Annotated in this window: 18 protein-coding genes; 8 read left to right on the top strand and 10 right to left on the bottom strand. The window is 37.2% G+C overall.

Annotated features, from left to right (window positions below):
• Positions 1 to 41: 41 nt before the first annotated feature.
• The 7 genes from LUD75_RS06800 to LUD75_RS06770 form a co-directional block, all read right to left on the bottom strand.
• Entirely contained in the window at positions 42 to 470 is a 429-nt protein-coding gene (locus LUD75_RS06800) for a hypothetical protein (protein ID WP_317207307.1), read from the bottom strand.
• 135 nt (positions 471 to 605) lie between these two features.
• A complete protein-coding gene (gene accD / locus LUD75_RS06795; RefSeq protein WP_232704898.1) occupies positions 606 to 1,463 on the bottom strand; it encodes an acetyl-CoA carboxylase, carboxyltransferase subunit beta in 858 nt (285 codons plus the stop codon).
• A gap of 86 nt (positions 1,464 to 1,549) precedes the next feature.
• Positions 1,550 to 2,617, bottom strand: a complete 1,068-nt coding sequence (gene fbaA / locus LUD75_RS06790) for a class II fructose-bisphosphate aldolase (protein ID WP_232704897.1) — start codon at positions 2,615 to 2,617, stop codon at positions 1,550 to 1,552.
• A gap of 102 nt (positions 2,618 to 2,719) precedes the next feature.
• Entirely contained in the window at positions 2,720 to 3,592 is an 873-nt protein-coding gene (locus tag LUD75_RS06785) for an NAD kinase (RefSeq protein ID WP_232704896.1), read from the bottom strand.
• Positions 3,593 to 3,595: 3 nt separating this feature from the next.
• Positions 3,596 to 4,249: a CBS domain-containing protein gene (locus LUD75_RS06780; RefSeq protein ID WP_232704895.1), complete on the bottom strand. Its 654-nt coding sequence runs from the start codon at positions 4,247 to 4,249 to the stop codon at positions 3,596 to 3,598.
• A gap of 171 nt (positions 4,250 to 4,420) precedes the next feature.
• Positions 4,421 to 4,960 carry an RNA methyltransferase gene (locus LUD75_RS06775; protein ID WP_232704894.1) on the bottom strand — a complete coding sequence of 180 codons (540 nt, stop codon included), beginning with the start codon at positions 4,958 to 4,960 and terminating at the stop codon, positions 4,421 to 4,423.
• A gap of 3 nt (positions 4,961 to 4,963) precedes the next feature.
• Positions 4,964 to 5,845 carry a bestrophin family ion channel gene (locus LUD75_RS06770; RefSeq protein WP_232704893.1) on the bottom strand — a complete coding sequence of 294 codons (882 nt, stop codon included), beginning with the start codon at positions 5,843 to 5,845 and terminating at the stop codon, positions 4,964 to 4,966.
• Positions 5,846 to 5,971: 126 nt separating this feature from the next.
• Between LUD75_RS06770 and LUD75_RS06765 the strand changes: the two genes are divergently transcribed.
• From LUD75_RS06765 to LUD75_RS06730, 8 genes are all read left to right on the top strand, one after another.
• Positions 5,972 to 7,504, top strand: a complete 1,533-nt coding sequence (locus LUD75_RS06765; protein WP_232704892.1) for a helicase HerA-like domain-containing protein — start codon at positions 5,972 to 5,974, stop codon at positions 7,502 to 7,504.
• Between the two features lie 3 nt (positions 7,505 to 7,507).
• Positions 7,508 to 8,128 carry a hypothetical protein gene (locus LUD75_RS06760; RefSeq protein WP_232704891.1) on the top strand — a complete coding sequence of 207 codons (621 nt, stop codon included), beginning with the start codon at positions 7,508 to 7,510 and terminating at the stop codon, positions 8,126 to 8,128.
• Between the two features lie 38 nt (positions 8,129 to 8,166).
• Positions 8,167 to 9,396 (top strand): 3'-5' exonuclease, encoded by a 1,230-nt coding sequence (locus tag LUD75_RS06755; RefSeq protein ID WP_232704890.1) that lies wholly within the window; start codon positions 8,167 to 8,169, stop codon positions 9,394 to 9,396.
• Positions 9,397 to 9,407: 11 nt separating this feature from the next.
• On the top strand, positions 9,408 to 9,992 hold the full coding sequence (locus LUD75_RS06750) for a hypothetical protein (RefSeq protein WP_232704889.1): 585 nt from the start codon (positions 9,408 to 9,410) through the stop codon (positions 9,990 to 9,992).
• A gap of 80 nt (positions 9,993 to 10,072) precedes the next feature.
• On the top strand, positions 10,073 to 10,309 hold the full coding sequence (locus LUD75_RS06745; protein ID WP_232704888.1) for a hypothetical protein: 237 nt from the start codon (positions 10,073 to 10,075) through the stop codon (positions 10,307 to 10,309).
• Complete coding sequence (locus tag LUD75_RS06740) at positions 10,297 to 10,626, top strand: hypothetical protein (RefSeq protein ID WP_232704887.1); 330 nt, start codon at positions 10,297 to 10,299, stop codon at positions 10,624 to 10,626. Before LUD75_RS06745 ends, LUD75_RS06740 begins: the two co-directional genes overlap by 13 nt.
• A gap of 270 nt (positions 10,627 to 10,896) precedes the next feature.
• Positions 10,897 to 12,096, top strand: coding sequence for a diaminopimelate decarboxylase (gene lysA, locus LUD75_RS06735; protein ID WP_232704886.1), 1,200 nt, complete (start codon positions 10,897 to 10,899; stop codon positions 12,094 to 12,096).
• A gap of 59 nt (positions 12,097 to 12,155) precedes the next feature.
• The gene (locus LUD75_RS06730; RefSeq protein ID WP_232704885.1) at positions 12,156 to 12,665 is read left to right on the top strand and encodes a hypothetical protein; all 510 of its coding nucleotides are present in this window, start codon (positions 12,156 to 12,158) and stop codon (positions 12,663 to 12,665) included.
• A gap of 70 nt (positions 12,666 to 12,735) precedes the next feature.
• Here the strand turns inward: LUD75_RS06730 and LUD75_RS06725 are convergent, their stop codons facing one another.
• From LUD75_RS06725 to surE, 3 genes are all read right to left on the bottom strand, one after another.
• Positions 12,736 to 13,500 carry a methyltransferase domain-containing protein gene (locus LUD75_RS06725; RefSeq protein ID WP_232704884.1) on the bottom strand — a complete coding sequence of 255 codons (765 nt, stop codon included), beginning with the start codon at positions 13,498 to 13,500 and terminating at the stop codon, positions 12,736 to 12,738.
• A 69-nt stretch (positions 13,501 to 13,569) separates the two neighbouring features.
• Positions 13,570 to 14,139, bottom strand: a complete 570-nt coding sequence (locus LUD75_RS06720) for a Crp/Fnr family transcriptional regulator (protein ID WP_232704883.1) — start codon at positions 14,137 to 14,139, stop codon at positions 13,570 to 13,572.
• A gap of 13 nt (positions 14,140 to 14,152) precedes the next feature.
• Positions 14,153 to 14,917: a 5'/3'-nucleotidase SurE gene (gene surE, locus LUD75_RS06715; protein WP_232704882.1), complete on the bottom strand. Its 765-nt coding sequence runs from the start codon at positions 14,915 to 14,917 to the stop codon at positions 14,153 to 14,155.
• Positions 14,918 to 14,960: the final 43 nt, after the last annotated feature.

Raw genomic sequence — 14,960 nt, 5'->3', positions numbered from 1 at the left:
GAATTAATAATTGAAAAGAACGCTCAATCGGGCGTTCTTTTTTATTCTAAATAGATTAAAATATCTTTAGCAACTTCTTCTTCAACTGACGTGATCAAAACCGCATCTTTTGTCTTTTTCTGAAGTTCCTCAATAAAGAAAGTGCTTTCAAAAAACTGACGGTGTACGCCCGGCAAAAGACTCATAAAATAATCCATCCCAAGCTGATTGTTGTGAAGATCCATTTTCGTCTCCAAAGGTTTGTTCGGGAAAAGATCTTCGTGCATTTCCGTTAATCTTTTGCACCATTTTAATGACTTCTCGGGCGAAGATACTTTGCAGAAGTACATCATAATGATACAACACCAATAAGCGTGTCGGAAGGCATTTCCAATGCCGCTGTTGGAGTTGCTTTCAGGATATAATTCCTTTGCTATTTTGAAAGCTTTAAGGCTTGCATAAGTGTACAAAAATGCAAACAATGGATGCATGATTCCAATGGAAAAGACCTTCAGTAATTTATTAAAGGTTAATGATTTTAATGCTCTGAAAAATATGCCTATAAATCTCATCAATAAAAAACTCTCCCAGATTTGAGAGAGTCTATTTTTAGTTCAATAATTTGATCAATGATATTCGTGGATCAAAAGTTTTACCGCTCTTGAAACTTGATGTTTGATCTCGGTTCTCTTCACGATAAAATCGACAAAACCTTTTTCCTGCAAGAATTCTGAGGTTTGGAAACCTTCCGGCAAATCTTTACCAATGGTTTCACGGATTACTCTTGGTCCTGCGAATCCGATCAAAGCACTTGGCTCTGCGACAATTAAATCTGCTGTCATTGCAAAAGAAGCGGTAATTCCACCAAAAGTCGGATCTGTTAAATAAGCAATATAAGGCAGGCCAGCATCAGAAAGTTGAACCAATTTGGCTTGAACTTTTGCCAACTGCATCAATGAGTAAGCCGCCTCTTGCATTCTTGCTCCACCAGATTGGCAGATGATCATATAAGGCAATTTATGCTTGATACAATAGTCGATCGCTCTTCTGATCTTCTCACCCATCACAGATCCCAAAGATCCACCGATGAAAGCAAAATCCATACAAGAGATCACCATTTCCACACCGTTTACTTTTCCCGTCGCATTACGAATGGAATCTGTCAATTTGGTTTTGGCTTTCACTTCTTTCAGACGGTCTGTATAAGATTTTGTATCCTTAAATTTAAGAATATCAACACTTTCCACATCAGCATCCAACTCTTTGAATTTCTGATCATCGAAAAGCATATCAAAGTATTCTCTACTTCCAATTCTTACGTGGAAACCATCTTCCGGAGACACAAAATTATTAGCTTTGAGTTCTTCAGCTTCTATGATTTTTCCTGTTGGCGTTTTGTGCCAAAGTCCTTTTGGAACGTCCTTTTTGTCTTCTGTAGAAGTGGTAATATTTTGCCCTTTCCTTTTAAACCAATCAAATGCCATATAATCTATAATTGATGAATGATAAATGATAAATGATGACCGAAATATCGCAAGGACAGATCAATCATCATTTATCAATTATAAATTTAAAGTGTATTAATGTTGTTCAGATCTTCGAAAGCCTGAGTCAATCTTTTAATATAAGTTTCTTCTCCTTTTCTTACCCAAACTCTTGGATCGTAGAATTTCTTGTTCGGTGCATCCTCTCCTTCTGGATTTCCGATTTGATGACGTAGATATTCGATTTTCTCTGTCATGTAATCTCTGATTCCTTCTGTGTATCCGAATTGAAGATCTGTATCAATGTTCATTTTCACAACACCGTAACCGATGGCTTCTCTAATCTCTTCCAAAGTAGAACCGGATCCACCGTGGAATACGAAGTTTACAGGCTTCTCTCCTGTTCCGAATTTCTCCTGAACATATTTTTGAGAATTGTCAAGAATTTTCGGCGTCAATTTTACGTTTCCTGGTTTGTAAACACCGTGTACGTTTCCGAAAGCTGCTGCGATTGTGAAATTATCAGAGATGTTTTTCAAAACTTCGTAAGCGTGAGCTACTTCTTCCGGTTGTGTGTAAAGTTTTGAGCTGTCAACGTCAGAGTTGTCAACGCCGTCTTCTTCTCCTCCAGTTACACCTAATTCGATCTCAAGAGTCATTCCCATTTTGTTCATTCTCTCGAAATATTTTGCAGAAAGCTCCAGGTTTTCTTCAATTGGCTCCTCAGAGAAATCCAACATATGAGAAGAATAAAGAGATTTTCCGTTTTGCTTGTAGAACTCCTCACTTGCGTCCAATAGACCGTCGATCCAAGGTAACAATTTCTTTGCGCAATGGTCTGTGTGTAAAATTACAGTCGCTCCATAAGCTTCTGCCAAAGTGTGGATATGTTTGGCTCCAGCAATAGCTCCAAGAACTGCAGCTTTTTGGTTATCATTGTTCAAGCTTTTTCCAGCGTTGAAAATAGATCCTCCGTTTGAAAACTGGATGATAACAGGTGCATTTAGTTTCGCAGCAGTTTCCAACGTTGCGTTTACATTACTTGATCCAATTACATTAGCTGCCGGAAGTGCGAATTGCTTCTCTTTTGCATAATCGAATATTTCTGTTACTAAAGAACCAGTGGCAACTCCTGCCGGAAATTTTCTGCTCATTTTGAATATATTTTTAAGATTTTTTTTGAACGGTAAAGTTACAAAATTATTAATTATTTAAAGTTCGAATTTTCAGTCTTATGTTATGACTAATATTTTTAATTAATTCCTCTTATCATTCCCCCAAAGCAATTTCTGTCTTATCGTTTCATAGAAACTGAAATTTTTCGGTTTAATAAGAAACAGGGAGAAATCTGCTTTTTCAATGTTGATCTCGCTTCCGATCTCCATATGATAAAGTCTGGAATCCAAAGCCAAAGTATACTGCTCTACCCGACTTTTGACAATCAGCTTTATTTTTGCATCATCTTTTACGATGAGTGGACGAACATTCAGATTGTGAGGTGCGATTGGCGTAATGACGAAATTGTCATTCGCTGGCGAAATGATTGGTCCACCACAACTCAATGAGTAAGCTGTAGAACCTGTTGGCGTAGAAACTATTAATCCGTCGCCCCAAAAAACGTTCAGGAATTCTTCGCTGATGTAAGATTCCACCGTGATCATGGATGTGGTTTCCTTTCTGGAAAGGCTGACATCATTTAGGGCAAAAGGAAAATCGATATCATTTGGATTGTCCGTTGTGATTTTGATGACAGAACGTTCGCTGATATTGTAATTTTTATCTAGGATAATAGAATCCAACTCGTCAAAGATCTGATCTTTTCTGAAGTTGGCCAAAAATCCCAATCGGCCTGTATTAACCCCAATAATTGGAATTTCTAAATCTTGGATAAAGGTCAAAGCGTTAAGGATTGTTCCGTCGCCTCCAAAACTGAAAACGATATTGACGTTTTTACTTTTCAGCTCATCTTTCCCGGAAAATGTGTCGAATTCCTTAGAAAAATTAAGATTCTCCGCCATCTCCGCGTGCAAAACCACTTTAACATCTCTTAACGCCAATTCGGAAATGAACTTGTTGAGATACAAAAAAGTATCGAGGTCTTTCTTTTGAGAATAGATAGCTGCCTTCATAAATTATATCTCCAAAAATTTCTGAAAAAACCCAAATCGGTCTTTCAACAGTTCTTCTTTCTCGTCGTCGTAATGTTTGGTAACCACCGTGTAGCCATATCTTTCGAAGGTTTCATCAATGGAACTTAGATTTTCATTGCTGATCTTCAACGTAATTTCTATACTATCTTCTTTGATGGCGCTGATGAACGTGCCGTAGATCTTCGCATTGTTGCTTTCCACAATTTGAGTGATCTCTGTCATCGAATAATGCAAACCTGTCGTTTGGATCGTCAAGATTGCACCGTTCTCGGAGAACAATGGATATTTTGAAAACTCATTGAAGATGTCATCGCAGGAAATGTAACCCAGATATTTCTCCTCTTTTGAAATTACAGGAATCACATTCGCATTGAAAGTATGGAAAAGCTTGATGCTATCGAGAATACTGCTGTCCTCTATGATGGCAAATCGCTCATAGTGAATATTAAGACTATCCAATTTCCCCTCAGGACTGTCTTCCAGAAAAGACTGGCTGAGTCCGCCCAGAAAAACACCTTTGCTCACAATGAAAACGTGAGAGTATCCGAACTCTTTCGCAACCTCAGAAGCTTCCTCTATGGAATCTTTTCTGCTGAATGCGGGATAATCTTTGGAAATGTAGTCTTTTATAAACATTATGCTAATTTACAAAAAATCCTTAGCCACAAAAGATTTTAAAAATTTTTATGAAATTTTATAAAAAGTATTGCTTTGTATTAAACAAAAAATATATCTTTGTCGCCTTTCATTTTTACTTTTTATTAGATTTATTTCAAACTGCAACACTTCATTGTGTCTGCAGTTTTTTTATTTTAAAGAACTCAGGTTTTTCGCAAACTCCCAAATGACGATTCCGCCACAGACACTTACGTTCAAAGAATGCTTTGTTCCCAACTGAGGGATTTCCAAAAATGTATCAACATTTGGCAATGCTTCATCACTGATTCCGTCGACTTCATTTCCTAAGATCAGAGCGTATTTTTCATCAGACTTAATTTCAAAATCAGTAATCATTTGGCTGTCGGAAGTTTGTTCGATCCCAATAATATTGAAGTTTTCTTTCTTAAGATTTTCAATAGCAATATTAATATCCTGCTCGTAGATCCAATCCACACTTTCCGTAGCGCCAAGCGCCGCTTTGTGAATTTCGCGGTGAGGCGGTTGAGGCGTGATGCCGCAAAGCACCACTTTTTCAATCAGAAACGCATCGCCGGTTCGGAAAATAGCGCCCACATTGTGCATACTTCTTACGCTGTCCAGAATGATAACGAGCGGAATCTTCGCTGTGTTTTTGAATGTTTCAACATCTATTCTCCCCAATTCTTCAAGTTTCAGTTTCTTCGTCACGGTTTAGGCTTTATTTATAATTAAATCAATATTTCTCTCGATATTCTTTGCGATAGATTCCATTGGGATATCGTTCTCGTCGTTGTTGAACGGATCTTCTATTTCTTCGGCGATCAACTCCAAACTCATCAAAACATAATACACAAACATCGTAATTGGGATCATAAAAATACCGAGGTTCACAACATTTGCAACAGGCAAAGCTACAACGTAAAAAACCACAAACTTTTTGATGAATGATGAATAGGAATAAGGAATTGGCGTGTTTTTGATTCTTTCACAACCACCGCAAACATCCAGAAAACCGGACAACTGCGCATCAAGAAACAACATTTCTGTATCCGATATTTTCCCTTCTTTTTTAAGATGAAAAAGTTTTTTGGTTAATAAAAAAACCAATTCTGCCGGTGGATGATGTTTCAATTCTTTGGCGAGCTCTGCAAAATCCTTGTCCAGAACCAGTCTTGTGGATTCTTTGGAAAGATGGCTGGATAGAAAATGGGGGAAGAACTTAATATATTTTGCGATCTGATTTTTTGTTTTGACATCTTTCTCATCCAGAATGCCACAGATCTTGATCATAAAATTCCGGCTGTCATTCACGAGTTTCCCCCACAGCTTTCGGCCTTCCCACCAGCGATCGTACGCCGTATTGGTCCGGAAAACCAAAAGTAAAGACAAGACAAATCCCAATAAAGAATGCAGCATTCCGATGTGGCTGACTGTCGATTTTTCTGTGAGATGCAGATATTCGATCTCCAGGTAATACATCCCGTAAGAATAAAGTCCCACGAGAAGCATTGTAGGGAACAAGATTTTCAGCGTATCTGTTTTATGAAGACTGATCAGGATCTTCAGGAAGTTCTTTGTGTTGTAGGCGCGCATACAATTGCATTTGAGCACAAAGATAATTGATATGGAATAAAAACTTGTGATGCGCAACTATTTAGTTCAAGTTTTAAAACCGTTTCTGAAAATTATTTTTAAATTTAAGCTTTTAAAAACCATTCGATGTCAAATAAAGAAAAATTCATAACCGACCTCAACTCAAAATACAACCCCAAAGGCGACCACATCATCCTAGGAAAAGGAATGTTGGACGGCGAGATCGTCACCGAAGTCAATGTCTCGATTCCCTTGAAAACTGTGAACAGACACGGCTTGATTGCCGGTGCAACAGGAACTGGAAAGACCAAAACGCTTCAGGTGTTCGTAGAGCAATTGTCTCACGCCGGAATCCCGACTTTGGTAATGGACATCAAAGGTGACCTTTCCGGAATCGCTGAATCTGGTGTTGAAAACGACAACATCAAAGAACGATATTCAAAAACAGGCTTACCATATTCTCCACAGAATTTTCCGGTTGAATTAATGACCATTTCCGGTGCAAAAGGTGTAAAACTTCGCGCAACGGTTTTGGAATTCGGACCGATTTTATTAAGTAAAATTCTTGGGCTGAATGACACGCAGCAAAGCATTATGTCCATCGTTTTCAAATACTGCGATGACAAAGCTTTGCCTTTGGTCGATTTGAATGACTTGAAAAAAGTCCTTCAGTACGTAACCGATAATCCGATTGGCAAAAAGGAATTGGCTGACAATTACGGCTCAATTGCGCCGGCATCTTTGGGAGCGATTCTTCGCTCAATCGTTGCGATGGAACAACAAGGCGCTGCTACTTTTTTCGGAGAACCAAGTTTCGATGTTGAAGACCTTTTGCAGACGAGAGACGGAAAAGGTGTTGTGAATATCTTCCGTGTAGATGATATTCAAAGCAAACCAAATCTTTTTTCGACCTTTATTTTATCACTGTTTGCGGAAATCTATATGACTTTCCCAGAGGAAGGCGATAGCGGGAAACCGAAATTGGTTTTGTTCATCGACGAAGCACATTTGCTTTTCAACGAAGCTTCAAAAACTTTGCTTTCTCAGATTGAAACGATGGTGAAGTTGATTCGTTCAAAAGGCATCGGGATTTATTTCATCACTCAAATTCCGGGTGATGTTCCTGAGAATATCTTAAGCCAATTAGGTTTAAAAATCCAGCACGCCTTGAGAGGTTTTACTGGAAAAGACAAAAAAGAAATCGATAAAGCGGTGGAGAATTATCCAACAACAGAATTTTACAACGCCAGCGAACTCATCCAAAATCTAGGAATCGGGGAAGCTTTTGTGACAGCGCTTAATGAGAAAGGAATCCCGACGCCTTTGGTTCACACTTATTTAATTTCTCCCGAAAGTAGAATGGATATTTTGACCTCATCGGAAATTGATGATTTGACAAAAAACTCCGCATTAGTCAGAAAATATGAGGAAAACATCGACAAAGAAAGCGCCTACGAAATCCTCAACAAAAGAATTCAGGAACATATGCAAACCGAAATTCCGCCAATTGCAAAAGGTAGAACAGCACAACCAAAAGAAGAACCCGGAATGTTTGAGCAGGTCATTGAAAGCCGTGCAGGAAAAACTTTTTTGAACACTTTGGCAAGAGAAGGCGCGAAGTTTATTTTGGGAATGTTCAGTTTGAAGAAAAGAAGATAATTGATGGATTATAAATCGATAGAAAAATTACAGACGCTTCTTCCATTGGGATATTTCTATCTCATAGTTTTAGGGATTTTGAAAGATGGCGTTTTTTTCTTTGCATTAGGAATTAATTTTATCAAATTTTCGTCAATTACAGATGTATTGATGAGTCCAATCTCAGATATCACCAGGTATCCAATCTTATTGGTTGCTGTGGCTTTGATTATCTACTCTTTGTTCCTATACAATAAGTTTCAAATTAATAATAGCCATAAAAACTGGGTTCGGAATTCATTTGCAGTCAAACGATTTCTAAACAAAAATGCAAGCGCAACCGATCAGGAGGTTAAGAACTTTATAAAAAATCAATTCATTACTTCTATTCTCATCATGATTGGCTGCTTTTTCCTTGGTGGTGGACTAGGTTTCGGTATATCTGCCAGAGATAGAATTAAAAATAATGATATGAAATTTAATTACAGAATTACTTATGATAACGGTAAAGATGTTGATGTTTATATGATTGATTCTAACAGTGTTTATTATTTTTATGTAGAAAAAGGCCAAAAGAACATTACAATCACGCCAGCCGGATCTATTGAAAAAATCGAAATCATAAAAAACAGAATGCTGGAATGAAGTTCTTGCAAATCATAACAGCAAAAAGCAAAATGTAGATGTACTCAGTAATAGATATAGAAAGTAACGGCGCACCATTTCGGAAGGAAAGCATCATAGAGATTGCGATCTACCGCTATGACGGTCACGAGATCACAGATCAATTTATCTCGCTCGTGAATCCCGAAGATGAGATCTCTTCTTTTGTTCAAAAGTTGACAGGAATCTCGTCCAAAATGGTTTTGACCGCTCCGAAATTTCACGAGATTGCAAAACGTGTGGTAGAGATCACGCAGGATTCAACTTTGGTCGGTCATAATATCGACTTCGATTATCGGATGCTTCGCCAATCGTTCAAACGACTTGGTTATGAATTCAATATCAATACTTTAGATACGATTCCATTAGCTAAAAAATTGATTCCGGAGGAGAAAAGTTATTCACTCAGCAAGCTTTGCAAATCCATCGGAATTCCTTTGACGGAAGCGCACCGAGCAAGTGGTGATGCACGAGCGACTTTGGACTTGTTCAAGTTGTTGATGATCAAAGATAAATCCAATGAGATCATCCAATCTCAACAGGAAGAGAACCACGCCAAAAGTTATCTCAACAAAATCCAATTGCTGACAGAAGACCTTCCAAACGAACGCGGAATCTTATATTTCCAAAATTCTGACGGGAAGATCATTCATTCTGATGTTGTAGAAGACCTATACAAATCCGCAAAAAAAATCCTTGAATCTGATTCCAGAAAATACAAGAATATTCAGGAAGATGCAGTTTTGACTTCTTACGAATTGACCGGAACCGACCTGATTGCAAAGCTGATGATGAAGAATAAAGGCATAAGCAAAACGCAACCTTTGCCTTTCGGATTGTTTTACAGAAAGAACAAATTCATTCTTGAGAAAATAAAAAAAGAGCAGGAAGGGAAACCTTATTTGAGATTCAAAAGTTTTACACAAGGTTTAAAAGCCATCAATTACATCAAATCAAAACCGGAACTGAAAGAAAATCTGGAGGAATTCACACAGAAAATCAACCTTAAAAAAAGAAACGAAATCTGGACTTCATCCGGAAGAACTTTGGGCGAAAAGTCTTTCCTTATTTTAGAAAACGGAAAACTGACTGGTTTTGGGTTTTACGATTTGTATCATCAAATCCAGTCTTTGGAGAAAATTAAAAAACTGATGTTGCCCGTTTCCAGATTCTCTCAGGATTTGCAGAATGATTTGCAGTTGGCGCTTTTGAGGAATGAGTTTGAGATAAAAGAACTTCCAAAAGAATAATTTGAGTAATTATGGGATTATCTATTCATTACAGCGGTTCTCTTAAAGAAGCTACATTATTGCCAAATTTGATTGATGAAATAAAAAACGTAGCAGAAGTTTACAATTGGAAATACAATATTTACGAAACTCAATTACCAGACAATAAGTTCAGTCAAGAAAAAGATTTTGAAAAAATTTTCGGAATAAGTTTTACTCCTTCTGATTGTGAAACCATTTCTCTTACATTTCTGTCAGATGGGGCTATTATTTGCCCTGTAAGAGTAAAATTTACTACAGATTTTTCCGATGACAAACAATCTTGGATCTACACCAACTCCGTAAAAACGCAATATGCAGGAGTGAAAATTCACCAGCTTATTATTCATTTGTTCAGACATTTGGACAGTGAATATTTTCGAGATTTTAAAATGATTGATGAAAGCTGTTACTGGGAAACGAACGATGAAAAAAAAATGACAGAGAAGTTCAAGGTTTATGATAGATTAATAGATAATTTTGTGCTAGCAACTGAAACATTTCCCTTGCATAAAAACGAAGATATTACAGCCTATTTTAAACGACTGATGCATCATATTAAAAATTTGGAAAAGTAAAAATTGGAAACGACAGCTAAATATTTATAACAAAATTACTTTTCAAATTTTTTGTAAATTCGTAAAAAAGATACTGCAATATGGAAACATTAGCAAGCGAAAAACGCAAAATCACAAATTGGATCAATAGTTTGCAGGATAGAAATGTCATAGACCAGATCATTAAGTTGATGAATAGCGAGTCGTTAGACGCAGACTATGAAGCAAAATTAAGTGATGAAGAAAAAGTGGCGTATTGGAAAAAAGTAGGAATTTCTGGCGATGAATTATTTGATTCTGTCAAAGAACATATTAACACTTTGCCTTGGAAAAAATAATAATCTATGCACCAGAAGTTAAATCTTACTTCATAGATCTCATCAACATTCTATTTGAGAAAGATTACTTTGGTTTTCCTGAAAGTGCAGAAGCATATGTCAATAATATTCGGAGTTTTATTGAAGAAAAACTTGGCATTTATCCTTCGAAAAGCACACCCAAAGAATTGATAAAATTTGGCGAGAATTATATCCGATATGAAGCCAACACAAAAACAAGTTGGTATATATTCTATTCCCAAATCGGGCAAACTTATTTTGTAAAATTCATCACCAACAGTCATTCTGGCTTTTTAGCTGAGTTTAATTTAGACTAAATGTCATTCATTTTCTATTTTATTTTTTAACTATTTCCTCAAAAATAAAAATCAATCCAAAAATTGCGAGATTTACAGATAAACTCTAATTTTGCCAAAATTTTATTAACAACAAGCAATGCAATATTTTAAACAAAGCAAAATCGGAAAAAAGGGAGCTGTAAGGTTCTCTAAGGTTTGGAATGTATAATGAGTTGCGTGCATAAGATATCTATTGCGGCAGACTCTTTATATAAGAATCTGCCTTTTTATTTTTAAAAATCTACGATTATGACCAATCAGGACTTGCTAAGTATAGCAAAAGAATGCGGGACGCCCGTGTATGTTTATGACGTTAATTCCATCAGCGAGCAGTATAAAAAGCTGACGTCTTCCTTCTCGAAGACCACGCGTTTTTTCTACGCTGCAAAGGCCTTGACCAACATCAATATCCTGAAGTACGTAGAAAAACTGGGCGCATCTTTGGATTGCGTTTCTATCAACGAGGTGAAATTGGGCTTGAAAGCTGGTTTCTCCAACGACAGAATTCTATTCACGCCAAACTGTGTGGATTTGGCTGAGATTGAGGAAGCAATGTCTCATAAAGTGCATATCAACATCGATAACATCTCTATTCTTGAGCAATTTGGAAATAAATTCGGTGGCTCTTATCCTATTTTTGTGAGAATCAATCCGCACATTTATGCTGGTGGAAATCACAAGATTTCGACTGGCCATATTGATTCCAAATTTGGGATTTCGATTCACCAGATGCGCCACATCGAACGTGTTATGAAATCTACGAATCTGAATGTGGAAGGTCTTCATATGCATACGGGAAGCGAAATCAAAGACCCAGATGTTTTCATCCAAGGTCTTGAAATTATGTTTGAATTGGCAGAACATTTCCCGAATTTGAAATATCTGGATATGGGAAGCGGTTTCAAAGTGCCTTATCAAGAAGGTGACATCGAAACGGATGTAAAATCTCTTGGGAAAAAAGTAAATGCATCTATCAAAAAATACGAGGAAGAATCTGGGAAGAAATTCCAACTTTGGTTTGAGCCAGGAAAATTCCTTGTGAGTGACAGTGGCCATTTCTTGGTAAAATCGAATGTCATCAAACAAACAACGGCGACCGTTTTTGTGGGTGTGAATTCTGGTTTCAATCATTTGATTCGTCCGATGTTCTACGATTCTTATCACATTATCGAAAATTTATCGAATCCAAAAGGTGCAGAAAGAATTTATACGGTTGTTGGAAATATCTGTGAGACAGACACTTTCGCTTGGGACAGAAAAATAAATGAGGTGAGAGAAGGCGATGTTTTGGTTTTCAGAAATGCGGGCGCTTACGGTTTTGAGATGAGTTCAAATTTCAACTCCAGATTGAAACCTGCGGAAGTGATGTTCCTGGACGGAAAAGCGCATCTCATCAGAAAAAGAGATGAGTTTGAAGATCTATTGAAAAATCAGATTGAAGTATTGTAATTTGTTGCTAGAAACATTTTGGCATAAAATTTCTTTCATATTTTTCAAAATCAAATTCTATGAAATCACTATTACTTTCAGTTAGCATATTTGTAAGTTCTTTTGCTTTGGCTCAGACTAACAATGACGTTGAAGAGTCAATGAACATCGACATTCCGATGATGGACAGTTCCGTAAGTTCGGTTGCTTATAACGTGAGAGGAATTTATCAAATCAAAGATAATTCCTGCGATCCGGCGAAATTTAAAAGTTTAAGATATCCGGGAGGTTCTGATGCCTACATAAAAGAATTGAAAGAAAAATTGATGGAAAATGTGAACTGGAGAACTTATGTGATCAACGGTTTATTCTATGTTAAAATGGACATTAACAAAGACGGCGTAATGTCAAAACTGGAAGCCGGACCAAAAGTTGCAAACAGCGAACCTTTCCTAAATGATTTGAAAGAAGCGGCTAAAAAAGTCAATAAAACTTGGAAACCTGCAAAATGTGACGGAAACCCAATCGATTCTCAAGCGATGTTGAAAATTGATTTTTCATCGATGGCTTATGACAATGCTTTCAATTAGGATTGTATTAATGTAAAAAGTATTAACGTACAATGATAATATCAAAACCGCCTTCAATTGGCGGTTTTTTTTATTTCTTAGAAAGTTTTACGAGATATTGATCATTCTCATCCCGGAAAATTAATTCTGATTTCCAGCCTTCTTCAGTAGCTATTTTTTCTAAAGTTTCCTGATCTAAATAAAGCCATTTGAACCAATCTGTAACTTCCTTCTGATATTCGTAGCTACAAGTAACTTCACCGTAATATCGATCCGTCGGGAATATATCGTCCTCGTACATATAATTAATATCCGAAGAATCAAAAATTAAAATGCCATTTTCGTTAAGCAAAGTTTCTGCTTTTTTGAGAAATTTTCTGAAGCCTTCCAGATCGCCACACAATCCGATTCCGTTCATTAATAACAAAAGTGTGTCGAATTTTTCATCATTAAATTTGAAAATATCTTCACAAATCACATTTTTCAAACCTCGATCTTTCATTACTTCACAAGCTGCCGGAGAAATTTCCAATCCAACGACATCGAAATTTTTATTTTGAAGAATTAAGGCGTGACTTCCTGCGCCTGCCCCAATATCTAAAACCTTTCCTTGGCAAAGACCCAACGCTTTCTTCTCGAGCTTGGGCAATTGTTTTTCGTTTCGGAAATAGAGAGAAATCGGCATTTCTACCCTTGGACCGAAAGTATCGTGAACGTAGAGTTTTGCTCTGCTTGTTTTTTGGTGGAAATTTTTGATGGCAAGTCCGGGAAGATCGATCATAATTAATAAACTTGCTGCAAAGATAAAATTAATAAAAAAAGCATCCAGATCTCTCTGAACACTTTTTTTCGTCATTCGGAACTTTCATTCTGAATGCTCTTTACAAATGTAAATGTTATTTATGACATATCAAATGAACCATGGTTAAGAAATGCGTTTTCTTATTCGGCTCAGTGCCTGCGGTGTGATTCCAAGATATGTGGCAATATGTTTCAGTGGGATCAGCTGAAAGAGATTCGGCTGTTCTTTCATTAATTTCAAATATCGCTCTTCCGCAGATTCGCTCAGATACGAGAATTCCTTCGCTGATTTTGCCAGATAAATCTGTTCTACTGTCACTCTTCCAATCAGATTTCCCTGGCTGGATTTTGTGTAGACTTCCTGTAGATCGTCATAATGAATCTGCCAGACAACCAGATCTGTAAGCGCCTCTACAGTGCATCTGGACGGCGACCTTTGCAAAAAAGAATCATAGGATGTGAGATATTGGTGCTTGAAGACAAACCGCGTAGTAAGCTCCCTATTTTGTTTTACAAAAAACAATCTGGCTGTACCATCTTCCACAAAAGACAGGTAGTTTTCTACTTCGCCTTCTTTGAGGATCTGGTCTCCCTTTTTGTATTCTATCCGAACGTTCTTCTCGCTATATATCTTCCAGCTTTCTTCTGAAATAGGAATATTATTTGCGCGCAGAAATTGTTTCATAAATTCCATCCATCATTGTTTTTTATTGATAAATAGAATTCAGTTCATTCATATACTCGTACGCTGTCAAATCAAATTTCACAGGAACGATGCTGATGAATCCATTAGCTAAAGCAGTTTCGTCTGCATCTTCGGACACATCCATATTATTGAAATAGCCTGTCAGCCAGTAATATTTTTTACCGTGCGGATTGGTTCTTTCGTCGAAGCTTTCTTCCCATTTAGCATTCGCCTGCTTACAGACTTTGATGCCTTTGATCTCTTCTTTTTTAAGGTTTGGAATATTGACATTCAACACAACGCCTTTAGGCATTGGTTTTTCAATCGTTTTCAGAATAATATCTTTAATAAAATCCTCAGCCTGGTCAAAGTCCGCTTCCCATTTCAAGTCGCCAAGAGAAAAGCCAATCGCCGGCAAACCTTCTACTCCAGCTTCTACTGCGGCAGACATCGTTCCAGAGTAAATAACATTAATAGAAGAATTGGAACCGTGATTGACGCCTGAAACCACCAAATCCGGTCTTCTCGGAAGGATTTTGTCTAATGCCATTTTCACGCAGTCTACAGGTGTTCCGGAACATGAAAAATCTTTTTGAGGGCCATCAAGATTCAGTTCTTCGAAGCTTAAAGTTGAGTTGATCGTAATAGCGTGCCCTTTTCCACTTTGAGGAGAGTTTGGAGCGACTACGATGACGTCTCCGATTTGGTTGACTATGCTGATTAATTTTCTAATTCCCGGCGCCGTAATTCCATCATCATTGGTTACCAGTATCAATGGTTTGCTCATAAAATTTTATTTATATTTTTCGCTTTTTGCGAGATTTTCAAAA

It is taken from the genome of Epilithonimonas sp. JDS, from assembly GCF_021261315.1.
GTDB lineage: Bacteria > Bacteroidota > Bacteroidia > Flavobacteriales > Weeksellaceae > Epilithonimonas.
Note: the sequence above shows the minus strand (reverse complement) of the source record. Positions and strands in the feature narration are given on the sequence as shown.